The organism is Streptomyces sp. IBSBF 2435 (assembly GCF_036815005.1).
GTDB lineage: Bacteria > Actinomycetota > Actinomycetes > Streptomycetales > Streptomycetaceae > Actinacidiphila.
Genome location: NZ_JAJSYW010000059.1, coordinates 1 through 21,964 on the forward strand (window position 1 = coordinate 1; position 21,964 = coordinate 21,964).

Below are 21,964 nucleotides of genomic sequence, written 5' to 3' on the forward strand. Positions count from 1 at the left end.
CCCCCAAACCTGGATCTCCGGGCCCTCCGCCACCAGCGACATCGAACTCACCCGCATCGAAGGCGTCCACGGCCCCCGCACCCTCGACGTCATCCTCCTGACGTCACCGCCGCAGAGCGGCTGACCCTGAGCGCCCACAGCACCAGCGGCACCTGGACCGGCAGCCGGGCGTATGCGGCGGCCTTGTACGGGGTGCGGCGGTGGCGCCAGTCGTAGGCCATCTTGACGTTGGCCGGGAAGACGGCGACGAAGAAGCCCGCGGTGAGCAGGGCGCCGGTGCGCCGGGTGGCGGGCAGCGCGACGGCCGCGGCCAACACGGCTTCCACCGCTCCGCTGGCCTGCGTCCAGGTACGGGCGCTGCCGGGGAGCGCGGACGGCACCAGGGCGTCGTACTGCTCGGGGCGCGCGAAGTGGGTGACGGCGGCACCGGCGAGCAGGCCGGCAAGCAGTTGAGCGGAACGTGCGGGCACCGGGACGTACCTCCTGAACGGGGGCGGGCGGATCCCGCCGGACCCTCACCTTACTCTCGGGTAACGTCCGGTTCGCGAGGGCACACGGCCAGGCCGCCTCAGGGCGCGCTGGTCGCCAGTTGCGTATCGCGTTGCACCAGTGCCGCGTAGCGACCGCCCGCCGCGAGGAGTTCGTCGTGGGTGCCGCGTTCGATGATCCGCCCGGCGTCGAGGACCACGATCTGGTCGGCGTCGCGGATGGTGGACAGCCGGTGGGCGATGGTGACGGTGGTGCGCCCGGCCGACAGGGTGTCGATGGCGTCCTGGACGGCCTGCTCGGTCCTGGTGTCCAGTGCGCTGGTGGCCTCGTCGAGGATGAGCACCGGCGGGTTGCGCAGAATCGTGCGGGCGATGGCCAGCCGCTGCTTCTCGCCGCCGGAGAAGCGGTAGCCGCGCTCGCCGACGAGCGTGTCGTAGCCGTCCGGCAGGGCCGCGATGTGCTCATGGATCTGGGCGGCCCGGGCGGCGGCGTGGATCTCGTCGTCGGTCGCGTCCGGCTTGGCGAAGCGCAGGTTCTCCGCGACCGAGGCGTGGAAGAGATACGTCTCCTGGGAGACCACGCCGACCGCGGCGGCCAGCGTGTCGAAGGTCAGATCGCGGACGTCGGTGCCGTCGATCGTGACCCGGCCCGCTGTCACGTCGTAGAGCCGCGGCACCAGGTAGCTCAGGGTGCTCTTGCCCGAACCGGTCGCGCCGACGACGGCGAGGCTGCCGCCCGCGGGGACGGCCACATCGATGCCGCGCAGCGTCGGGGCGCCGGACTCGGCGTCGTATGCGAAGTCCACGGCCTCGAAGGCGATGTCGCCGCGTACGGTCCCCAGACTGCGCGCGCCGGGCCGTTCGGTGATGTCCAGCGGCAGGTCGAGGTATTCGAAGATGCGCTGGAAGAGCGCGAGCGACGTCTGCATCTGCACACCGGTGGCCAGCAGCGAGACGGTGGGCCGGAAGAGGCCCTGCTGGAGCGAGACGAAGGCGACCAGGGTGCCGATGGAGAGGGCGGGGCCGCCACGTCCCGTGGTCAGCCCGGCGGCCCAGTAGAGCAGGGCCGGCATCGCGGACATCACGATGCCGATGACGGCCATCCGCCAGCGGCCCTGCATGTTGGAGCGCACTTCGAGGTCGACCAGGCGCTCGGACTCGGTGGAGAAGTCACGCGTGAGGGAGTCGGCGCGGCCCATGGTGCGGCCGAGCAGGATGCCGCTGACCGACAGCGACTCGGTGACGATCGCGGACATCGAGGCCATCTGCTTCTGCCGCTCGGTGGCGATCTTCTTTCGCTCGCGGCCGACCCGGCGGGCGATCCAGACGAAGACCGGGAGCAGCAGCAGGGAGACGATGGTCAGCCGCCAGTCCAGGGCTGCCATCGCCACGACGGAGGCGATGACGGCGGTGGCGTTGGACACCAGCGAGGTCGCGGTGGAGGTGACGGTGGCCTGCATGCCGCCGATGTCGTTGGCGATCCTGGACTGCACCTCGCCGGTGCGGGTGCGGGTGAAGAAGGCCAGCGACATGCGCTGGAGCCGCTCGTAGACGGCGGTCCGCAGGTCGTGCATGACGCGCTGGCCGACGGTGGTGGAGATCAGGGTCTGCAGGACGCCGAAGACTCCGGTCGCGACGGCGGTGGCGATCATGCCGAGGGCGAGCAGGCTCAGCAGGCCGGTGCGGCCCTGCGGGATCGCGGTGTCCAGGATCGCCCGCAGCAGGAAGGGCGAGGCGACGGAGACCAGCGAGGACAGGCCGACGAGGACGCCCACGACGGCCAGCCGGCCGCGGTAGGGCCGGAACAGCCGCACGATGCGGCGGACGTCGGTGGGGGTGGCGGGTTTTTTCTCCGGTGGCGTCCACCGGGAAGCGAGATCGTTTTCGGGGCGCAAAGGACTCCTCGGGCGTGGCGGTACGACTGGGGTGCGGATCCGGGTACGGCTGTGGGACTCGCGACTAAGAGTATAGGTCATTGTTACCTACGCTCACAATGAACTACATCCTGCTAGGGTGTATTCCATGGACACCCGTACCACCGCGCCCGCGCCTCCGCACGCGACGGCGGACGAAGTCACCGGTCGGCTCGCCGATCAGTTGCTGCGGCTCAGCCGGCGGCTGCACCGTGCCCAGCGCCGGCTGCTCGAACCGCTGGGCATCACGCCCGCGCAGGCCCGGCTGCTGCGGACGCTGGCACACTGCGACGAGCCGCCGCGGATGGCCGATCTCGCCCACCGCCTCGATGTGGTACCGCGGGCGGTGACGACGCTGGTGGACGCGCTGGAGGAGCAGGAGCTGCTGCGCCGGGTGCCCGATCCGCACAACCGCCGGGTGATCAGGATCGAGCTGAGCGACGGCGGGCGACGGGCACTGGCCGATCTGCGGCTCGCCAGGCGTACGGCCGCGGCCGAGATCCTGGCGCCGCTGGACGACGGCAGCCGCGCCGCGCTGACCGAGCTGCTGGCCGCGCTCGACCGGAACGAGGCGGCGGAGCCGCGGCGCTGCTGAGCCGGGCCGGCCGCGCCCGGCAGGCAGGCAGCGGCAGTACAGGACCCCGGAGCATGCTGCTCCGGGGTCCTGTACTGCCGCTGCCTGCCGGGCGGCTACTTGTCGATGTCGACGGGGCCGCCCTGGGCGACCACGGTCGGCGCGATCGGCGCGGTGCAGGCGCTGCACCGCTTGGCCGCGGCCGGGATCGCGGTCAGGCACTCCGGGCACTCGCGCATCGGCGCGGCCGCGGCCTTGGGGAAGAACTTCTCCTGCATCCGGTTCATCGGCAGCACGACCAGGAAGTAGATCACCGCCGCGACGATCACGAAGCTGATCGTCGCGTCGATGAAGGTGCCGTAGGGGAAGGTGACCCCCGAGGCGTGGAAGGTCCTGACGCTGAAGTCACCGGTGGCGCCGCTGACCAGGCCGACGATCGGAGTCAGGAACGCCTTGACGAAGCCGTTCACCAGGGCGGTGAAGGCGGCGCCGATGACGATGCCGACCGCGAGGTCGACGACATTGCCGCGGAGCAGGAAGGTGCGGAAGCCCTTCATCATGGGGGTCCCCTCTGTGGTCACGATCGGTGGAAGACCACAGTGTGCCGGGTCCTGCCGCAGAGGGGTGAATCGGCGGTACGCCGCCCGGGGCGGTGGTCAGTTGCGCCAGGTGTCGTTCAGTACGGTCTTGCCGGTGGCCGGGACGGCGGCCGTCCGGTTGGCGCCGGACTCCCAGGTCACATTCCCGGCGCTGTCCTTCCGGATGTACTTGTACTGGAAGGACGTGCCCGCGGCCATGGTGACGTCCAGCTTCCACACCGGGTAGCTCGCCGAGGACAGCAGCAGGGCGCTGCCGGTGTTCCAGTTGCCCAGGGTGGAGTTGTCGCCGACGACGTAGATGTTCTGGCCCAGCACTGTGGTGGCGTTCACCGCGAAGGACGCGCCCGCCGCCGGGTTCGTCGTACCGCCGGTGCTCGTACCGCCGGTCGTGCCGCCCGAGGCCGCGCAGGGTCCCCCGACATAGAGGGCGACCGCGTCGTTCGCACCGATGGTGGCGGTGAACCTGTGGTCGGAGCCGACGGAATAGGTGGCGCCGCCGTGCTGCACGTCGCAATAGGTGCCGGCCGGCAGCGAGGTGGTGAAGGTCTGGGTGAGCGCGCTGCCCTCGTGGTTGATCGCGACATAGCCCTTGCTGCCGCGGCCGAACGCGATGGCGTTGTTGCCGTTGTCCCACCAGTTGGTCACCGCAGTGCCGGAGACGGCGTTGCGGAAGCCGACCATGCCGGAGATCTGCGGCCACGCGTGCTGGCACTTCCAGCCGTCGCTGTAGCAGGCGTTGACGGTGCCGCCGTTCGGCGGACCCGCGTCGTTGTTGGAGAACTCGTAGCCGGAGTAGACGTTCGGCGAGCCGTAGGGCCACGCGAGCACGTAGACGTTGGCCAGGGTGTAGGTGGCGTTGTCCTTGTAGCTGAGCGTCGAGCCGTTGCGCTCGGTGTCCCAGTTGTCGACGAAGGTGCGGGCCTTGTCGCTGGACACGTAGCCGGCGCCCCAGGACGCGCCCCAGTTGCTGAGGGAGGCCAGCTTCTGCCCGCTGAAGATCCGCTTGAGGTCGAAGGCGCCCTGGAAGGCGTCCACGTCCCCGGTGTTGACGTACTCGCCGGGCTGTACGGCCTCGCCCGCGCCGTAGATCGCCTCCTGGGCCCAGTAGATGTTCGGGTTGCTGAGCTTGGCCTTGATCGCCGCGAGGTCGGTCTCGGCCATGTGCTTGGCGGCGTCGACGCGGAAGCCGTCGACGCCGAGCGCTATCAGGTGGTTCAGGTACCCGGCGATGGTGCTGCGCACGTAGTCGCTGCCGGTGTTGAGATCGGCGAGGCCGACCAGCTCGCAGTTCTGGACGTTGGAACGGTCCTGGTAGTTGGAGATGCTCGTCCGGCAGGTGTGGAAGTCCTGGTCCTGGTAGTAGCCGGGGTAGTTGTACTTGCTGTAGTTCGTGCCCCCGGTGCCGGTGCCGGAGCCCGCCGACATGTGGTTGATCACCGCGTCGGCGACGACCTTCACACCGGCCGCGTGGCAGGTGTTCACCATGCTCGCGAACGCCGCCTCGTCGCCGAGGCGGTTCTGCAGCTTGTAGCTGACCGGCTGGTAGGAGGTCCACCACTGGTCGCCCTGGATGTTCTCGGTGGCGGGCGAGACCTCGACGTAGCCGTAACCGGCCGGGCCGAGCTGGTCGGTGCACGCCTTGGCGACCGAGGCGTAACGCCACTGGAAGAGCGTCGCCGTGACGTCCTTGCTGCCGGGCGGGGTCGCGTGCGCCTGTTGGACGGTGGCGGCGAACAGTCCCGCTGCCGCGACGACTGCGGCCAGGGAAGCGTTCAGTGCACGGGATCTCATGGGCGGCTCCTTCGGTGAGCGGGCACAGCGGTGTGCCCCTGCGAAGGCAGCCACGCGCCTGGCCGCCGAGGTGGGGGGAATGAGCGGAACCCGGGTCCCTCGGGGTTCCGCCCAGGAGCTTCCCGCCGCGGGTGCGTACACGTCAAGATGGTCGGCGGAAGAACTTTCGTCAGCTTGCTGCAAGTTGTTGCCGCCGCCCGGATGCCGGGGTGGAAAACCGGTTGACCCGGCGCGGACGACTTCGCGAAAGTTGCACGGTTCAGGACCGCACTTCGCGCGCTATCTCCGCATCCGTCCGGCAGGTCCGTGCGTTTCCGTAATCCGCCGCTCCGACCCCAGGACATCATGACGTCCCTACGCGATCTCCCGCTGTCCGACCCCGGTGTTCCCGACGCACGCTCGGGCTTCCGCTTCCTGCTCTGGCTGGAGGCACGACAATGGCGCGGCCAGGTGCAGGCCGCCGCCTGGGGCACCCTGCACATGGCCGCGGTCGCGTCCTTTCCCGCCGCCGTCGGACTGGCCGTCCAGGCCGTGGTGGACCGCTCGGGAACGCGGCTGGGCCTGGCCGGCGGGCTGATGCTGCTGCTCGGGCTGCTCACCGCGCTCGGCGACACGATGCTGCACCGTACGGCGGTGACCAACTGGATCAGTGTCGCGGCGCGCGTCCAGCAGCTGCTCGCGGGCAAGACCGTCGAGCTGGGCGCGGTGCTCACCCGCCGGGTGGCGGCGGGCGAAGTGGTGGCCGTCAGCACCGGCGATGTCGAGAAGATCGGCTGGTTCGTCGAGGCGCTGGCGCGCTTCACCTCTGCCCTGCTCGCCACTGTCGGGGTGGCCGTCGCCCTGGTGGTCTACCAGCCCGCGCTCGGCGTGATCGTGGCCGCGTCGGTGCCGGTGCTCGCGCTCGCGGTGCTGCCGCTGCTGCCCGCGGCGACCCGGCGCGCCGACCTCCAGCGGGAGAAGGCGGGCAAGGCCACGGAATTGGCGTCCGACACGGTGGCGGGGCTGCGGGTGCTGCGCGGCATCGGCGGCGAGGAGCTGTTCCTCGATCGCTACCGACGCGCCTCGCAGCAGGTGCGGGCCGCCGCGGTGCACAGCGCCCGGATGTGGGCGCTGATCAGCGCGGTGCAGGTGCTGCTGCCCGGCCTGCTGCTGGTCGCCGTCGCCTGGTACGGCGCCAGGCTCGCGCTGGACGGAAGGATCTCGGTGGGCGAGCTGGTCACGGTGTACGGCTCGGTGGCCTTCCTGATGATGCCGCTGCGGAATTTCGAGGAGATCGCCATGGCCTGGTCCTTCTCCCGTCCCTCGGCCAAGCGCGCGGCCCGGGTGCTGGCGCTGCAGCGGGGGCACGAGGGCGCTGTGCCCTCCCCGGCGGACGGCGCCGCGGAAGCGGAGGTGTCCGCGCTCACCGGGGAGCTGCACGACCCGCTGACCGGGCTGCGCGCCACGTCCGGGCTGCTGACCGCGGTGGTGTGCGGCGACCCGGACGCGGCGGGGCGGCTGGCCGACCGGCTGGGCGGCCACAGCCCGTCGGGGACCGGCGCGGACCCCTCGGCCACACTCGGCGGCCACCGGCTGGACGCGCTGCCGCTGGCCGCGGTCAGGACCGCGGTGCTGGTCCAGGACAAGGACCCGGTGCTGCTGTCGGGCACGCTGGCCGAGCTGCTCGCGGTGCCGTCGTCCGGCCGCGTCACACCCGAAGCCGCGCTCGCCGCGGCCCAGTGCGGCGATGTGCTGGACGCGCTGGCGCAGTCGCTGACCGGGGCCGGTGGCGGGGCAGGCTCCAGCTCGGGCTCGGGTGATCCGATGCTCGCCCGGATCACCGAGCGGGGACGGTCGCTGTCCGGCGGGCAGCGGCAGCGCCTCGCGCTGGCCCGCTCGCTGGTCACCGACCCGGAGGTGCTGGTGCTCGACGAGCCGACGTCGGCGGTCGACGCCCACACCGAGGCCCGGATCGCCCGCGCGCTCGGGACGGTCAGAGCGGGCCGCACCACCGTCGTCTTCACGTCGAGCCCGCTGGTGCTCGACCGGGCCGACCGGGTGGTCTTCGTCGACGACGGCACCGCCGTCGCGGCGGGCGGCCACCACGAACTGCTGCGGACCGACCCCCGCTACCGGGCCGTCGTCACCCGCGAGGCCGACCCCGGCTCCGCCCCGGTACCGGCGCCCGTCGGCGTCCCGCGCCCCACCGCCACGATGGAGGAATCCGCATGATCGGCGTGCGACCGCCGGACTACGATCCGGCCGCGCCGCAGCAGGCCAACACCCTGCCGGTGGGCTCGCCCGCGACGGTACGGACCTATGTCCGCGAGCTGGCCCGCAGGCACCGCGGTGCCTTCATCCTGCTGGTGGCGGTGAACACGGTGGCCGTGCTGGCCTCGATGGTGGGCCCCTATCTGCTCGGCGGCCTGGTGCAGGACCTCTCGGACGGCAAGCGCGATGTCCCTCTCGGCCGGGTGGTGGCCTTCTTCCTGGCCGCGCTAGTGGTGCAGGCGTACTTCGTCCGGCTGGTGCGGCTGCGCGGGGCGGTCCTCGGTGAGCTGATGCTGGCCGATCTGCGGGAGGACTTCCTGGTCAGGGCGGTGTCGCTGCCGCCCGGGGTCCTGGAGCGCGCGGGCACCGGCGACCTGCTCTCCCGGATCACCACCGACATCGACCGGCTGGCCAACGCGATGCGCGAGGCCGTACCGGAACTGGCCATCGCCGTGGTCTGGGCGGGGCTGCTGCTGGGCGCCCTCGCGGTGACCTCGCCCCCGCTCGCGCTCTCGGTGCTGGTCGCACTGCCGGTGCTGGTGATCGGTGTCCGCTGGTATTTCCGGCGCGCCCCGCAGGCCTACCGCTCCGAGGCCGCCGGATACGCGGCCGTCGCCGCGGTGCTGACCGAGTCCGTCGACGCCGGCCGCACGATCGAGGCGCACGGCCTCGGCGGTCGCAGGCAGGAGCTGTCGCGGCAGCGGATCGGCCAGTGGGTGGCGTGGGAGCGCTACACGATGTGGCTGCGCACCGTCCTCTTCCCGGTGATCAACGCCACCCATGTGCTGATCCTGACCTCGGTGCTGATGATCGGCGGTGTCTTCGCGCTGAACGGGTGGGTGTCGGCGGGCGAGCTGACCACCGGCGCCCTCTACGCCCAGATGCTGGTGGACCCGGTCAACCTCATCCTGCGCTGGTACGACGAGCTGCAGGTCGCCCAGGTCTCGCTGGCCCGGCTGGTCGGGGTGCGCGAGGTCGAGGAGTCCGCGGGGGACGAGCGGATCTCGCCTGAGGGCCGCGAGGTCGCCGCCGACCAGGTGCGCTTCGGCTACCGGAAGGACAGCGACGTCCTGCACGGCATCAGCCTCTATGTGCCGCCCGGCACCCGGCTGGCGCTGGTCGGACCGTCCGGCGCGGGCAAGTCCACCCTCGGCCGGCTGCTGGCCGGGATCTACGCGCCGCGGACCGGCGAGGTCACTCTCGGCGGGGCGGAACTGGCCCGGATGCCGGCCGAGCGGGTCCGCGAGCATGTGGCCCTGGTCAACCAGGAGCACCACGTCTTCGTCGGCACGCTCCGCGACAATCTGCAGCTGGCCCGAGCTGCAGCGGTGGACGACCAGCTCTGGGAGGCGCTGCGCGCGGTGGACGCCGAGGAGTGGGCGCGGGCGCTGTCCGACGGCCTGGACACCGAGGTGGGCTCGGGCGGCTCGGTGCTCACCCCGGCGCAGGCCCAGCAGCTCGCGCTGGCCCGGCTGGTGCTCGCCGACCCGCACACCCTGGTGCTCGACGAGGCCACCTCGCTGCTCGACCCGCGGGCGGCCCGCCACCTGGAACGCTCGCTGTCCCGGGTGCTGGACGGTCGCACGGTCGTCGCCATCGCGCACCGGCTGCACACCGCGCACGACGCGGACGTGATCGCGGTGGTCGAGGACGGCCGGATCAGTGAACTGGGCAGCCACCACGAGCTGGTCGCCGCCGACGGCGCCTACGCGGCGCTCTGGCGTTCCTGGCACGGCTGACCCGTCACCGGCGGGCGCGGGCGGGCGGCGATGCCGCCGCCCGGCCGGGTCAGCCGGGCCGGAGGTCAGCCGAAGACGCCGAGGGCGCCCAGGGCGCAGCCGCCGCCGAGAACGAAGAAGATCGGGGTGAGGACCTTGATCTCCACCCAGCTCCCGGCCCGGAATCGCATGGGCCTCGGCGGGCCGATCGGATACCAGCGGCGCCGGCCGATCGGTATCGGCCACAGCACCGGGCAGCCCGACACGGTCAGGGCGTCGCCGACGCAGTGCACCAGGGAGCCCAGCACGATCGGCAGGCCGATCCACAGGTAGTGCTGGCCCGGCTGGGTGAACAGCCAGTCCTTGCCGTTGCCCGGGTCGTCCAGCACATCGGCGAGCACCCAGGCGCTGGTCGCCCCGAGCAGCCAGACCAGTACGTCGCTCGACATCCTGGCCTGCCGCCACAGCAGGCCCTCCACGGCGAGCACCATGTGGATGAAGAGGATGGTGAGGACCGCCCAACGGCCGCCGTAGACCGCGGCCGCCGAGAATCCGGCGCCGACCATCACGGCCCACAGCCAGGTGTGGGTGAGGGTGCGGTGGCCGCCGGCCCGCCGCGGGTCGCCCTTCATGCGGGTCGCCTTGTATGTGGCGTGCGCCAGCTTGTCCACGATCTTGCACAGCGCCCGGGACAGCGGTCCGAAGGCCCGGGAGATCGTCGCCGCCTGGTGGTCCAGGTCGGGGGCGAGAGCGGCGCCCGCGCAGATCAGTGCGCCCACCACGACGGTCGGCCAGGGCATCGGATGGTCGAGGCCCGCCGCAATCGCCCCGACGCCCAGCCAGGCCGCCGCTCCGGACAGTGAGTGCGCAGGTCCCATCATGGTGCTGCTCCGTCCCCCTGATGTGCCGCCCGCAGGCGGAGTTGACGCATAGTCGACGGCACACCCTATCGCCGATGATCACGGCCGCCGCCTCCGGTTCCGCCTGTGACAGCTGGGACAGGCAAGATGGAGGGGTGACCCTTATCGATCAGCTGCCGTCCGATGCCGACCCCGATGCTCTCTTCGAAGCGTTCTCGACGTGGGCGGAAGGGCAGGGCATCTCGCTCTACCCCGCCCAGGAGGAGGCGCTGATCGAAGTGGTCTCGGGTGCGAACGTGATCCTCTCCACCCCGACCGGATCCGGAAAGAGCCTGGTCGCGGCGGGTGCGCACTTCGCGGCGCTGGCCCGCGACGAGGTCACCTTCTACAGCGCCCCGATCAAGGCGCTGGTGTCGGAGAAGTTCTTCGACCTCTGCAAGCTCTTCGGCACCGAGAACGTCGGGATGCTGACCGGTGACGCCTCGGTGAACCCCGACGCACCGGTGATCTGCTGCACGGCCGAGGTCCTCGCCTCGATCGCGCTGCGCGACGGGCGGGCCGCCGACGTCGGCCAGGTGGTCATGGACGAATTCCACTTCTACGCCGAGCCGGACCGCGGCTGGGCCTGGCAGATCCCGCTGCTGGAACTGCCGCAGGCGCAGTTCCTGCTGATGTCGGCGACTCTCGGTGACGTCAGCCGTTTCGAGGAGGACCTGACCCGGCGCACCGGGCGGCCCACCACGGTGGTGCGCTCGGCGACCCGTCCCGTGCCGCTGAGCTACGAATACCGCAGCACTCCGCTGACCGAGACGCTGACCGAGCTGCTGGAGACCCGTCAGTCGCCGGTCTACATCGTGCACTTCACCCAGGCAGCCGCCGTCGAGCGGGCGCAGGCGCTGATGAGCATCAACATGTGCAGCCGGGCGGAGAAGGACGCGATCGCCGAGCTGATCGGCAACTTCCGCTTCACCACCACCTTCGGCCGCAACCTGTCGCGCTACGTCCGGCACGGCATCGGCGTGCACCACGCGGGGATGCTGCCCAAATACCGCCGGCTGGTGGAGAAGCTGGCGCAGGCCGGCCTGCTCAAGGTGATCTGCGGTACGGACACGCTCGGCGTGGGCGTCAATGTGCCGATCCGCACGGTGCTCTTCACCGCGCTCACCAAATACGACGGGCAGCGGGTACGGGTGCTGCGTGCCCGGGAATTCCACCAGATCGCCGGCCGCGCCGGGCGGGCCGGCTTCGACACGGCGGGCTTCGTCGAGGCGCAGGCGCCCGAGTACGTCATCGAGAACGAGAAAGCGCTCGCGAAGGCGGGCGACGACCCGAAGAAGCGCCGCAAGGTCGTGCGCAAGAAGGCGCCCGAGGGTTTTGTCGGCTGGTCCCAGGCCACCTTCGAGAAGCTGATCGCCGCGGACCCGGAACCGCTCACCTCGCGTTTCCGGGTCACCCACGCCATGCTGCTGTCGGTGATCGCCCGGCCGGGCAACGCCTTCGACGCGATGCGCAGCCTGCTGGAGGACAACCACGAGGACCGCCGGGCGCAACTGCGGCACATCCGCCGGGCCATCGCCATCTACCGTTCGCTGCTGGCGGGCGGTGTGGTGGAACGGCTCGCCGAGCCGGACGCGGAGGGCAGGATCGTCCGGCTGACCGTCGACCTGCAGCAGGACTTCGCGCTGAACCAGCCGCTGTCCACTTTCGCGCTGGCCTCCTTCGAACTGCTCGACCCGGAGTCCCCCTCCTACGCCCTGGACATGGTGTCGGTGGTGGAGTCGACACTGGACGACCCGCGGCAGATCCTGGCGGCCCAGCAGAACAAGGCCAGGGGCGACGCGGTGGCCGCGATGAAGGCCGACGGCGTGGAGTACGAGGAGCGCATGGAGCGCTTGCAGGACGTGTCGTACCCCAAGCCGATGGAGGAGATCCTCCTGCACGCCTACGGCGTGTACCGAAAGAGCCACCCGTGGGTCGGTGATCATCCGCTGTCCCCCAAATCAGTGGTGCGCGACATGTACGAGCGCGCGATGACGTTCTCCGAATTCACCTCGTACTACGAACTGGCCAGGACCGAGGGCATCGTGCTGCGCTATCTGGCCGGTGCCTACAAGGCGCTGGAGCACACCGTGCCCGACGACCTCAAGTCCGAGGACTTCCAGGATCTGACCGCCTGGCTCGGTGAGCTGGTCCGGCAGGTCGACTCCAGCCTGCTGGACGAGTGGGAGCAGTTGGCCAATCCGGAGGTGGAGAGCGCCGAGGAGGCCGCGGAGCGGGCCGACCAGGTCAAGCCGGTCACCGCGAACGCCCGCGCCTTCCGGGTACTGGTCCGCAACGCGCTCTTCCGCCGGGTGGAGCTTGCCGCGCTGGAGAAATACCACCAGCTCGGCGAACTCGACGCGGAGTCCGGCTGGGACGCGGATACCTGGGCGGACGCGATGGACGCCTACTGGGACGAATACGACGACCTGGGCACCGGCCCTGACGCCCGCGGGCCGAAGCTGCTCATGATCGAGGAGCAGCCGGAGCACGGGCTGTGGCGTGTGCGCCAGACCTTCGCCGATCCCAACGGCGACCACGGCTGGGGCATCTCGGCCGAGGTGGACCTGGCGGCCTCCGACGAGGAGGGCCGGGCGGTGATCAGGCTCACCGGTGTCGGCGAGCTGTAGGGGCACGCACCCGGGAGCCGTGCCGCGCCCCGGCCGTCCACGACCGGGCCGCCCGCGCCGCACCGGGCCGCACCAGACCGGAACCGCCGGACCGGGCGGGCCGTCAGCCGTCGGCGACCTGCCGGCGGCTCCGCAGCAGCCTGCGCAGACTCCGCCGCGGCCGGTCCCCGATCGGTCCGAGTGCGGGCGGCTGCCGCCGGGGCAGGGGCCGCGGCACCGGGTCCCGGTCGCGCGCCCGGCCCAGGGCGTCGGCCAGCGCGACCAGGCCGAGCGCGATCTCGTCCGGGTGGTCCGCGGCGGTGAGCCGTCTGATCAGGGCGGCATCGGCCAGGGGCCCGGGCCGGCCGGGCGGCAGCGCCGCGCGGATCCCGCGCAGCCGGGCGCGCTCGTACGGATCGGGCACCGCCGAGTCGGTGATCTCGGGGCCGAGGAGCGCGGCCCACACCGCGGCCTCGTCCCACGCTCCTGGCGCGTCCCTGACCAGTTGGGCGACCCGGCGCGAGCGCCAGCCGCGCGGCCGCTGGTCCTCGCCGTCGGCGGCGCACTCACGCACCGCCGCGGGTAGCCGGCCGGCCAGCAGTGCGGGGCTGCCCGCCGCGAACTCCTCCAGCTCGGCGGCGAGATAGAGCCAGACCACAGCGCGGTAGCGGTTGACGTACCAGCGCACCGGCCGGACGCAGCCGGCCCTCGTCAGCCGGAGCAGCCGCTCACGGCTGATCCCCAGCAGCTCGGCGCCCTCGGTGGTGTTGACCAGCTGGATCCGCTCCAGCAGGGCCTTCGTCCCGCCCTCGGCGTCCCGCACTCTGGCGATCTCCGGCTCGGGCACTCGCGGTTTGTCCGTGCCGCTGCCGACAGTGGCGATCTCGCCGAGCAGCAGCGCCAATTCGAAGTCCGGGAATTCCAGGCCCAATTCCTCGCGCGCCCGGTTGAGGGTGAGCGTCCGCAGCCCGCCGGGTTCCGCTCCGCGAGCCGCTCCGGCTGTGCCCGTCCCTGCTGCGCCGACTGCCTCGACCTCGCAGGCCGGTCCAACTGCCCCAGCGCTTCCGGCTGTCTTCGTCGTCATCACTGTCATCACTCCCCGCACAGATCAACTACTGACAGTGATGACTCTAGCTCGTTCGACGAACACGCGTTCCAGGCCTGTGGATAACTCGCGTTTTCAGAGCTCAACGCGCGCGACAACCGCTCGGAGACGGCCGAACGCCCGGTCCCGCCACGCGGGTCCGGGAGAGGAGGGGTCAGTAAATCGAACCCGGGTTGCGGGCGGCGACGCCCAGATGCTCCCCGACCCGGTGCACCAGCAGCGTCATCTCGTAGGCGACCCGGCCGACATCGGCCTCCATGCCGCTGAGGACCGACAGGCAGCTGCCGTCGCCCGCCGCGGTCACGAAGAGGTAGCCCTCGTCGAACTCGACCATGGTCTGCCGCACTCCGCCGGTGCCGAACTGGCGGCCGGCCCCCTTGGCAAGGCTGTGGAAGCCGGACGAGACTGCGGCCAGGTGCTCGGCCGCCGGGCGGTCGAGCCCGCCGCTGACCCCGGTGACCAGACCGTCGTTGGACAGGACAAGTGCGTGCTGCACGTGCGGCACACGCTGCGTCAGATCATCGAGCAGCCACGCGAGCCTGTTGCTCACCGTCATCGCCCTGCCTCCCGTCTCCCCCTGCCCTAGCAGCCTGTCGCGCCGGGCGCTCTTCGGCAACCCCGCCTCGGCGCGCCGCGGCGATCGAATCTCCGGACGGCGGCGGGGACCGGCGGTATTCAGCCGCCGCGGGGCGCGTACATGATGACACCCACTCCCACCAGGCAGATCACCGCTCCGGTGATGTCGAAGCGGTCCGGGCGGTAACCGTCGGCGACCATCCCCCACAAAAGGGAGCCCGCCACGAAGACACCGCCGTAGGCGGCCAGGATGCGGCCGAATTCGGCGTCCGGCTGGCGGGTCGCGACGAATCCGTAGAGGCCGAGGGCCACAACGCCCGCGCCCATCCAGCCGATACCGCGGTGCTCGCGCACCCCCTGCCAGATCAGCCAGGCGCCGCCGATCTCCAGGACGGCGGCGAGCGCGAAGAGCGCGAGGGAACGCAGGGTGAGCATGCAACCATGATGCATGGCCAGTATCGGAAGCGAACGGGCGCGGGTGCGGGTCTTCTTCGCGGAGCGTGCCGTGGGCTGGGAGACGCGGTATCCCGACGACACGCCCGCCTACACGGCCGCGGTCGCCGCGCTGGAACCGCCGCCGGGCGGCCGGGCACTGGACGCCGGGTGCGGCACCGCACGGGCGCTGCCGCTGCTGCGGGCGGCCGTCGGCCCGGCGGGAGATGTGGTGGGCCTGGACCTGACGCCGGAGATGCTGCGCGAGGCCGCCGTTCTCGGGCGGCGCGCCGACGGGGCGCTGATCGAGGCGGACAGCGCGCAACTGCCCTTGCGTGCCGGGGCTTTCGACGCCGTTCTCGCGGCGGGGCTGGTGCACCATCTGCCGGATCCCGCGGCGGGGCTGCGGGAATTGGCCAGGGTGACCCGGCCAGGCGGCCGGCTGGCGCTCTTCCACCCGCTGGGGCGGGCCGCGCTGGCCGCCCGCCGCGGCCACGCCCTGCGCGCCGACGACATCAGGGCCGAGCGGCAGCTCCGCCCGCTGCTGTCCGCGACGGGGTGGGAGCTGTCGCTGCTGGACGACTCCGAGGAGCGCTATCTCGCGGTCGCGGTCAGGCGGCGGCACTGATCGCCGCCGCATAGGCCCGCGGATTGTCGAACATGATGCAGTGCCCGGCGCCTGGCACCGTGATCACCCGGACACCGGACGCGGCGAGGCCCGCCAGGTCGGCCACGGCGTCACCCGTCTCTCCCACCAGGTAGGTGCGCGGGATGTCGAGGCCGGTCAGCATGGCGCGCATGGTCGGCTCGGTGCCGCGCACCAGCCCGCAGGCGCTGCGGTGCAGGGCCAGCGGGTCCGCCAGGCGCATGGTGGAGCGCCACATCCAGCCGACCCGCTCCAGCGTGGCGAATCCGCCGCCGTGCACGAGCCTGACGCCGGCCGGGCGGGCGGAGCTGATGCGGCGGCTCGCCGAGCCGGACGCGCTGGACATCAGCAACGAGAACCGCTGGTTCGGGGTGCTCGCCCTCCTGCGGCACCTCGGCGACCCCGCCGCGCAGGCCGTGGTGCTGCGCCGCCGGCTGGCCTTCCTGGAGGAGCCGTCGAGCTTCTTCTACGCCGACGACCGCCCGGTGAGCGCGGAAGAGATCGACGACCCCTTCCGGCAGGGCGTACTGACCATCGCCCGGGCGACCACCCGGGCCGAACTGGGCTGGCTGCGGACGACCCTGGCCGGGCTCGACGCCGCAGTGTGAGCCGCCGCGCTGTTCCGGCGCCGGGGCGACAGGCACTGCGGCGCCCGCCACGTGCGGCAACTGCGCGGGCACCTCGCGAGGTGCGGGCGTCATGACCTCTCGACGCGGACGTTACCGGCTGGTTAAGGTGCGCGGACCGGAACGAGAGGGAGGGCGTCACATGGCCGCGGCCGACCGTACGGGGGACGACGACGCGCTGTATGTGCTGACGGCCGCGATGCTGACGCCCGAGCGCTTTCCCGGTGTGCTGGGCGACGACTATCCCGCCGCCTGCGCGCACCTGGGCCTCGACCCGCTGCCCGACGGCTACGGCCTGGTGTTCGGCCAGGACGGCGGCGGGGCGCGCTGGACGGTCGCGACCACCGACGCCGCCATGGTCGCATGTGCGCTCGCCGCCTGGGACTGCGGGCTGGAATACGCGCTCTCCCCCGACGACAGCACCCTGGCCGCGTCCCTGCCCGGCTGGCCGCTGCCGGTCGCCGTGTCGGTGCCCGGTGTCCCCGCGCCGCACGACCCGGCCGGCCAGGAGGCGGGACCCGCGCTCGCACCGCCCGACGTCTCGGTGTGGGGACCGCCGCAGCGGCGGCTCGGCGCCGACGAGATCGCGGTCCGCTGGCACGAGTGGCGCGACCAGTTGGTACCGCCCGCCGGGCCGGAAGCGGAATCCGGGGCGGCGGCGGACCCGCCGCAGGATGCGGAGCCGACAGCGGGGCAGGAAGCGGGGCAGGAAACGACGCGGGAATCCGCGGCGGAAAAGGCGGCTCCCCAGGTCTCCCACGACGGTGTGCGCCGTGCGCTGCAGAGCGCCGAGGAATACCTCCGCACGCCCCCGCCGCCCGGCCGGGTACGCACCACCGCGGGCACCCTGCGGGCCGACGGGCCGGGCTGGAGCCTGGTCGCCAGGACCGACGACATGGCCTTCGTCCTGCTCGACGAGGCCCCGGGCGAGGTGCTGCCCGTCGGCCGCGGTCCGTCACTCCCGCCGCTGCTCGAAGCCCTCGGCAAGCTGGCGTCGGTGACGCCCTGACGCCGGTACGGCCTCGCAGGGCCGTACCGGCGCACTCAGCCGCGCAAGCGCACGCAGAGCCGCCGCGTGTACGGGCCCCGGGTCAGTCCGCCGCGATGTCCGCGGCCACCGCGTCGGCCGCCTTGCGGGCGGCCACCAGCACCGGGTCCCAGACCGGGGAGAAGGGCGGCGCATAGCCGAGGTCGAGGCCGACCATCTGCTCGACGGTCATGCCCGCGGTCAGGGCGACCGCCCCGACGTCGACCCGCTTCGCCGCGCCCTCGCCGCCGACGATCTGAACGCCGAGCAGCCGCCCGGTGCGGCGCTCCGCGAGCATCTTGACCGTCATCGGGTCGGCGTCCGGGTAGTAACCCGCACGGCCGGTGGACTCGATGACCGCGGTCACGTAGCGGAGCCCCGCCGCACGGGCCTGTGACTCCTTGAGGCCGGTGCGGGCGATCTCCACGTCGCACACCTTGCTGACGGCGGTGCCGACCACGCCGGGGAAGGTGGCGTAGCCGCCGCCGATGTTGGTGCCGATGATCCGGCCGTGCTTGTTGGCGTGGGTGCCGAGCGCGATGTGCTGGAGCGCGCCGGAGACCAGGTTGAGCACTTCGACGCAGTCGCCGCCCGCCCAGACCCGCTCGGTGCCGCGCACCCGCATGGCGCGGTCGGTGAGCAGACCGCCGTGTGCGCCGAGCGGCAGCCCCGCCGCGGCGGCCAGGCCGGTCTCCGGGCGTACGCCCAGACCCAGTATCACCAGGTCGGCGGGGTGTTCCGCGTCATCGGTGGCCACCGCGCGGACCCGGCCGTCGTCGCCGGTGAGCACCGCGCGGACCGGGGTGCCGGAGACCACCAGCACCCCGAGGCATTCGAGGGCCTCGCGCACCAGCCGTCCCATGTCCGGGTCGAGGGTCGTCATCGGCTGGTCGTTCCGGTCGATCAGCGTCACGTCGAGACCGCGTCGCAGCATCGCCTCGGCCATTTCCACGCCGATGTAGCCGCCGCCCACCACCACGGCGCGGCGTACTTCCGCGCGGTCCAGGCCGCGCAGGACGGCCTCGCCGTCGTCCAGGGTCTGTACTCCGTAGACGCCGGGGGCGTCGATGCCGGGCACCGGCGGGCGTACCGGCACCGCGCCGGTGGCGATGACCAGCTGGTCGTAGCCGGTCCAGGCCTCGCGGCCGCCGGTGTCCCGGCTGCGGACCCGGCCGCCCTCCAGGTCGATCCCGGTGACCTCGGTGCCCAGCCGCAGATCGATGTCGCGGGACCGGTGCTCGGCCGCGGTCCTGGCGACCAGCGCGTCGGGGCCGTCCACGGCGCCCCCGATCCAGTACGGAATGCCGCAGGCGGAGTACGAGGTGTGGTGCCCGCGTTCGAGGGCGACGATCTCCAGGTCGCCGGCCCCCCGGCGGCGACGCGCCTGGGACGCGGCCGACATGCCCGCCGCGTCGCCGCCGATGACCACCAGACGCTCCGTCATGTCCCGTGCCACTCCTCTACGACCGGTGGGATCGGATGCAACCGGCGCACCCATACCGCACCCTACGTGGGGCGGAGCACCGGGCTCGTACGCACCTCTTTACGTCACTCACATGTCCCAGTAACCTCACGAAGGTTCTTGCAGCAACTTGCGCAAGATATCCGGCCGTTCGTTCCGTGGCGCGCGGAAAGGCGGCATCCCAGGCACCGGCCGCCTGTGCGGCCCCGTCCGAGGAGCCCGACGTGAAAGCCCTTTCGCGCCATCACCGCAGAACCAGGCCAGGCCCGCTGGCGGCGATACTCGCCGTCGTCGCCGGGTTGCTGGCCGCCCTGCTCCCCGCCCTGTCCACCAGCGCGGCCCCCGCAGCCGCCGCCACGGGTGGCAGCACCGCCACCGTCTACTACTCCACCACGTCGTCCAACTGGTCTGCCTACGACCTGCACTGGGCACCGGACGGCGGCAGCTGGACCACCGTGCCGGGCGTCGCCATGGACGCGGCGTGCACCGGCTGGGTGAAGGAGACCGTCGACCTGGGCACCGCCACCGGGTGGCAGGCCACCTTCAACAACGGCCAGGGCACCTGGGACAACAACGGCGGCAAGAACTACGCCCTGGGCACCGGCACCATCACCGTCAAGGACGGCGCCATCGCGCACAGCGACCCGTGCGCGGGCGGCACCACCGATCCGCCGCCGGCCACCTCGGCGACGGTCTTCTACTCCACCGCCACCGTCGGCTGGACGACCGTCAACCTGCACTACGCGCCGACCGGCAAGGCCTGGACGACGGTCCCGGGCGTCGGCATGGCGGCGGCCTGCACCGGCTGGGTGAAGAAGACCGTCGACCTCCAGGGCTCGGCCGGCCTGGCCGCCACCTTCAACAACGGGAACGGCACCTGGGACAACAACAACGGCGCGAACTACGCGCTCTCCTCGGGTGTCAGCACCGTCAAGGACACCAAGGTCACCGCCCACGCCGCCGACCCCTGTGCGGCCGTGGTCCCCGACACCACGCCGCCCACCGTGCCGAGCGCGGTGAAAGCCACCGCCACCGACACCTCCGTGGTGCTGACCTGGAACCCGTCCACCGACGACACAGGGGTGACGGGTTACCGGGTGACCCGCAGCGGCGGCACCAAGGGCAGCGTGGTGACCAGCGTCGGCTCCACGGTCTTCTCGGAGACCGGCCTGGAGGCTGCGACCGCCTACACCTACACCGTCGTGGCCCTGGACGCGGCGGGCAACGCCTCGGCCGCGTCCGCGGCGGCGAGCGCCACCACCGGGCACGCCCCGCCGCCCGCCACCGCCGGCCAGATGATCGGCACCGACCCGCGCAAGGACCCGATCTACTTCGTGCTGACCGCCCGCTTCTACGACGGCGACACCAGCAACGACCGCGGCGGCAACCAGGACGTGGCGTCCGGCAACGCGGCGAACAACGACCCCATGTTCCGCGGCGACTTCAAGGGACTGGTGCAGAAGCTCGACTACGTCAAGGCGCTCGGCTTCTCCGCGATCTGGATCACCCCGGTGGTGCTGAACCGCAGCGACTACGACTACCACGGCTACCACGGCTGGGACTTCTACCGGGTGGACCCGCGCCTGGAGTCGGCGGGGGCGTCGTACCAGGACCTGATCAACGCGGCCCACGCCAAGGGCATCAAGGTCTACCAGGACGTGGTCTACAACCACAGCTCCCGGTGGGGCGCCAAGGGGCTGTACGTGCCCACCGTCTACGGCGTCAGGGACTCCCAGTGGTCGTGGTACTACGACCAGAAGGAGGACGGCTTCGAATACGACGGTCTGACGATCGACTCCAAGACCGGCAAGTCGTACTACAACGGCGACCTGTGGTCGACCGCGGAGCCGCCCGGCAACACCTGCCTGAACTGGGGCAAGCCCACCGGGCAGAAGAGCCCCGAGGGCTACACGCTCTACAACTGCCAGTGGCCGAACCCCACCTCGGGGATGTTCCCCGCGAAGTACTACCACCAGTGCTGGATCGGCAACTGGGAGGGCGAGGACTCGCGGTCGTGCTGGCTCGCCGACGACCTCGCCGACTTCAACACCGAGAATCCCGAGGTGCAGAACTATCTGATCGGCGCCTACAACACATACATCGACATGGGCGTCGACGGTTTCCGCGTCGACACCGCGGTGCACATCCCGCGGGTCACCTGGAACCGGCGCTTCCTGCCCGCGCTCCAGCAGCGGGTGCTCCAGGACTGGGGCCAGGACAAGGCGCAGAACTTCTTTGTCTTCGGCGAGGTCGGCGCCTTCGTCAACGACAAGTGGAACCGCGGGTCGGTCAACCACTCTGCGCAGTTCTACACCTGGAAGGAGCGCAAGGAATACAGCCCGGACGACACGACCGCGGCCATCGAGCAGTACAACTACGAGGAGCAGCTGGGCACCGGCAACCAGCCGACGTCCGCCAACGCCTTCCTCGAAGGCAATGCCTATCACACCCCGGACCACAGCAAATTCTCCGGGATGAACATCATCGACATGCGCATGCACATGAATTTCGGTGACGCGCACAACGCCTTCACCAACGGCAAGGACTCCGACGACTCGACGAACGACGCCACCTACAACGTCGTCTACGTCGACAGCCACGACTACGGCCCCAACAAGTCGTCGGTGCGCTACAACGGCGGGCAGGACGCCTGGGCCGAGAACATGGCGCTGATGTGGACCTTCCGCGGCATTCCGACGCTCTACTACGGCTCCGAGATCCAGTTCCAGGCCGGCAAGACCATCGACTGCGGGCCGAGCTGCCCGCTGGCGACCACCGGCCGCGCCTATTACGGCGACCATGTGGAGGGCACGGTCACGGCGTCGGACTTCGGAACCGTCGCCAGTGCGTCGGGGCCGGTGGCCACCACTCTTGCGCAGCCGCTGGTCGAACATCTGCAGCGGCTGAACCAGATCCGGCGGGCGATCCCCGCGCTGCAGATGGGCCAGTACAGCACCGACGGCGTCAGCGGCGGCGGGATGTCCTTCAAGCGCCGCTACACCGACACCGCGTCGGGGGTGGACAGCTTCGCCCTGGTGACGGTGACGGATGCCGCGTCCTTCACCGGCATTCCGAACGGCCGCTATGTGGACGCCGTCAGCGGTGACGTGCGGACCGTCACCGACGGCACGCTGTCCCTTGCCGCGCCCGGCAAGGGCGACATGCGGGTCTATGTGCTCGACCTCGGCGGCAAGAACACCGCGCCGGGGAAGATCGGCACGGACGGCCCCTACCTCAAGTAGCCCGGAA

At 71.6% G+C, this 21,964-nt stretch carries 18 protein-coding genes and 1 pseudogene; 9 read left to right on the forward strand and 10 right to left on the reverse strand.

What is annotated here, in order from left to right:
- On the forward strand, window positions 1-124 hold a 124-nt coding region (locus V7E46_RS14175), incomplete at its 5' end, for an LUD domain-containing protein (RefSeq protein ID WP_333768772.1).
- Here the strand turns inward: V7E46_RS14175 and V7E46_RS14180 are convergent.
- Both V7E46_RS14180 and V7E46_RS14185 read right to left on the reverse strand, forming a co-directional pair.
- Window positions 90-470, reverse strand: coding sequence for a DoxX family protein (locus tag V7E46_RS14180; protein ID WP_333768753.1), 381 nt, complete (start codon window positions 468-470; stop codon window positions 90-92). The genes V7E46_RS14175 and V7E46_RS14180 overlap by 35 nt on opposite strands.
- 98 nt (window positions 471-568) lie before the next feature.
- Window positions 569-2,464, reverse strand: coding sequence for an ABC transporter ATP-binding protein (locus V7E46_RS14185; protein ID WP_443054153.1), 1,896 nt, complete (start codon window positions 2,462-2,464; stop codon window positions 569-571).
- Window positions 2,465-2,510: 46 nt separating this feature from the next.
- Here V7E46_RS14185 and V7E46_RS14190 point away from each other — a divergent pair, with 46 nt between their 5' ends.
- Window positions 2,511-2,996, forward strand: coding sequence for a MarR family transcriptional regulator (locus tag V7E46_RS14190; RefSeq protein WP_333768755.1), 486 nt, complete (start codon window positions 2,511-2,513; stop codon window positions 2,994-2,996).
- 95 nt (window positions 2,997-3,091) lie between these two features.
- On the opposite strand, the gene mscL is transcribed toward V7E46_RS14190, so the two are convergent.
- Window positions 3,092-3,535, reverse strand: coding sequence for a large conductance mechanosensitive channel protein MscL (gene mscL / locus V7E46_RS14195; RefSeq protein WP_329181171.1), 444 nt, complete (start codon window positions 3,533-3,535; stop codon window positions 3,092-3,094).
- A gap of 96 nt (window positions 3,536-3,631) precedes the next feature.
- The gene (locus tag V7E46_RS14200) at window positions 3,632-5,365 is read right to left on the reverse strand and encodes a carbohydrate-binding module family 20 domain-containing protein (protein WP_333768756.1); all 1,734 of its coding nucleotides are present in this window, start codon (window positions 5,363-5,365) and stop codon (window positions 3,632-3,634) included.
- A 345-nt stretch (window positions 5,366-5,710) separates the two neighbouring features.
- Between V7E46_RS14200 and V7E46_RS14205 the strand changes: the two genes are divergently transcribed.
- Window positions 5,711-7,576 (forward strand): ABC transporter ATP-binding protein, encoded by a 1,866-nt coding sequence (locus V7E46_RS14205; RefSeq protein ID WP_333768757.1) that lies wholly within the window; start codon window positions 5,711-5,713, stop codon window positions 7,574-7,576.
- The gene (locus V7E46_RS14210; protein WP_333768758.1) at window positions 7,573-9,354 is read left to right on the forward strand and encodes an ABC transporter ATP-binding protein; all 1,782 of its coding nucleotides are present in this window, start codon (window positions 7,573-7,575) and stop codon (window positions 9,352-9,354) included. Before V7E46_RS14205 ends, V7E46_RS14210 begins: the two co-directional genes overlap by 4 nt.
- Before the next feature lie 65 nt (window positions 9,355-9,419).
- Here V7E46_RS14210 and V7E46_RS14215 read toward each other — a convergent pair whose 3' ends face one another.
- Window positions 9,420-10,214, reverse strand: a complete 795-nt coding sequence (locus V7E46_RS14215) for a metal-dependent hydrolase (protein WP_329181164.1) — start codon at window positions 10,212-10,214, stop codon at window positions 9,420-9,422.
- A 134-nt stretch (window positions 10,215-10,348) separates the two neighbouring features.
- Here V7E46_RS14215 and V7E46_RS14220 point away from each other — a divergent pair, with 134 nt between their 5' ends.
- A complete protein-coding gene (locus V7E46_RS14220) occupies window positions 10,349-12,862 on the forward strand; it encodes a DEAD/DEAH box helicase (protein WP_329181162.1) in 2,514 nt (837 codons plus the stop codon).
- Window positions 12,863-12,965: 103 nt separating this feature from the next.
- On the opposite strand, the gene V7E46_RS14225 is transcribed toward V7E46_RS14220, so the two are convergent.
- The 3 genes from V7E46_RS14225 to V7E46_RS14235 form a co-directional block, all read right to left on the reverse strand.
- Window positions 12,966-13,925 (reverse strand): DUF6397 family protein, encoded by a 960-nt coding sequence (locus tag V7E46_RS14225; RefSeq protein WP_333768759.1) that lies wholly within the window; start codon window positions 13,923-13,925, stop codon window positions 12,966-12,968.
- 175 nt (window positions 13,926-14,100) lie between these two features.
- Window positions 14,101-14,502 (reverse strand): roadblock/LC7 domain-containing protein, encoded by a 402-nt coding sequence (locus V7E46_RS14230; RefSeq protein ID WP_329181160.1) that lies wholly within the window; start codon window positions 14,500-14,502, stop codon window positions 14,101-14,103.
- A gap of 119 nt (window positions 14,503-14,621) precedes the next feature.
- Window positions 14,622-14,957, reverse strand: a complete 336-nt coding sequence (locus V7E46_RS14235; protein ID WP_333768760.1) for a YnfA family protein — start codon at window positions 14,955-14,957, stop codon at window positions 14,622-14,624.
- Window positions 14,958-14,970: 13 nt separating this feature from the next.
- Between V7E46_RS14235 and V7E46_RS14240 the strand changes: the two genes are divergently transcribed.
- A complete protein-coding gene (locus tag V7E46_RS14240) occupies window positions 14,971-15,582 on the forward strand; it encodes a class I SAM-dependent methyltransferase (RefSeq protein WP_333768761.1) in 612 nt (203 codons plus the stop codon).
- Here V7E46_RS14240 and V7E46_RS14245 read toward each other — a convergent pair.
- Window positions 15,566-15,823: an alpha/beta fold hydrolase gene (locus V7E46_RS14245; RefSeq protein ID WP_333768762.1), complete on the reverse strand. Its 258-nt coding sequence runs from the start codon at window positions 15,821-15,823 to the stop codon at window positions 15,566-15,568. The two genes, V7E46_RS14240 and V7E46_RS14245, sit on opposite strands and share 17 nt — an antisense overlap.
- A gap of 61 nt (window positions 15,824-15,884) precedes the next feature.
- Here V7E46_RS14245 and V7E46_RS14250 point away from each other — a divergent pair.
- Together V7E46_RS14250 and V7E46_RS14255 are read left to right on the forward strand one after the other, a co-directional pair.
- Window positions 15,885-16,208: pseudogene (locus V7E46_RS14250) on the forward strand (PadR family transcriptional regulator); the annotation flags it as partial.
- A gap of 160 nt (window positions 16,209-16,368) precedes the next feature.
- Window positions 16,369-17,235 (forward strand): hypothetical protein, encoded by an 867-nt coding sequence (locus V7E46_RS14255; RefSeq protein ID WP_333768763.1) that lies wholly within the window; start codon window positions 16,369-16,371, stop codon window positions 17,233-17,235.
- A gap of 82 nt (window positions 17,236-17,317) precedes the next feature.
- Here the strand turns inward: V7E46_RS14255 and V7E46_RS14260 are convergent, their stop codons facing one another.
- A complete protein-coding gene (locus V7E46_RS14260) occupies window positions 17,318-18,697 on the reverse strand; it encodes an FAD-dependent oxidoreductase (RefSeq protein ID WP_333768764.1) in 1,380 nt (459 codons plus the stop codon).
- A 242-nt stretch (window positions 18,698-18,939) separates the two neighbouring features.
- Here V7E46_RS14260 and V7E46_RS14265 point away from each other — a divergent pair, with 242 nt between their 5' ends.
- A complete protein-coding gene (locus tag V7E46_RS14265) occupies window positions 18,940-21,957 on the forward strand; it encodes a carbohydrate binding domain-containing protein (RefSeq protein WP_333768765.1) in 3,018 nt (1,005 codons plus the stop codon).
- Window positions 21,958-21,964 lie beyond the last annotated feature (7 nt).

Bases quoted from the DNA above. Each gene is read 5' to 3' on its own strand.
- V7E46_RS14260 (WP_333768764.1), bottom strand. From the start codon at position 18,697: ATGACGGAGCGTCTGGTGGTCATCGGCGGCGACGCGGCGGGCATGTCG.
- V7E46_RS14230 (WP_329181160.1), bottom strand. From the start codon at position 14,502: ATGACGGTGAGCAACAGGCTCGCGTGGCTGCTCGATGATCTGACGCAG.
- V7E46_RS14235 (WP_333768760.1), bottom strand. From the start codon at position 14,957: ATGCTCACCCTGCGTTCCCTCGCGCTCTTCGCGCTCGCCGCCGTCCTG.
- V7E46_RS14255 (WP_333768763.1), top strand. From the start codon at position 16,369: ATGGCCGCGGCCGACCGTACGGGGGACGACGACGCGCTGTATGTGCTG.
- V7E46_RS14225 (WP_333768759.1), bottom strand. From the start codon at position 13,925: ATGACGACGAAGACAGCCGGAAGCGCTGGGGCAGTTGGACCGGCCTGC.
- V7E46_RS14200 (WP_333768756.1), bottom strand. From the start codon at position 5,365: ATGAGATCCCGTGCACTGAACGCTTCCCTGGCCGCAGTCGTCGCGGCA.
- V7E46_RS14215 (WP_329181164.1), bottom strand. From the start codon at position 10,214: ATGATGGGACCTGCGCACTCACTGTCCGGAGCGGCGGCCTGGCTGGGC.
- V7E46_RS14190 (WP_333768755.1), top strand. From the start codon at position 2,511: ATGGACACCCGTACCACCGCGCCCGCGCCTCCGCACGCGACGGCGGAC.
- V7E46_RS14240 (WP_333768761.1), top strand. From the start codon at position 14,971: ATGGCCAGTATCGGAAGCGAACGGGCGCGGGTGCGGGTCTTCTTCGCG.
- V7E46_RS14185 (WP_443054153.1), bottom strand. From the start codon at position 2,464: ATGACCTATACTCTTAGTCGCGAGTCCCACAGCCGTACCCGGATCCGC.
- V7E46_RS14205 (WP_333768757.1), top strand. From the start codon at position 5,711: ATGACGTCCCTACGCGATCTCCCGCTGTCCGACCCCGGTGTTCCCGAC.
- V7E46_RS14210 (WP_333768758.1), top strand. From the start codon at position 7,573: ATGATCGGCGTGCGACCGCCGGACTACGATCCGGCCGCGCCGCAGCAG.
- V7E46_RS14245 (WP_333768762.1), bottom strand. From the start codon at position 15,823: ATGCGCCTGGCGGACCCGCTGGCCCTGCACCGCAGCGCCTGCGGGCTG.
- mscL (WP_329181171.1), bottom strand. From the start codon at position 3,535: ATGATGAAGGGCTTCCGCACCTTCCTGCTCCGCGGCAATGTCGTCGAC.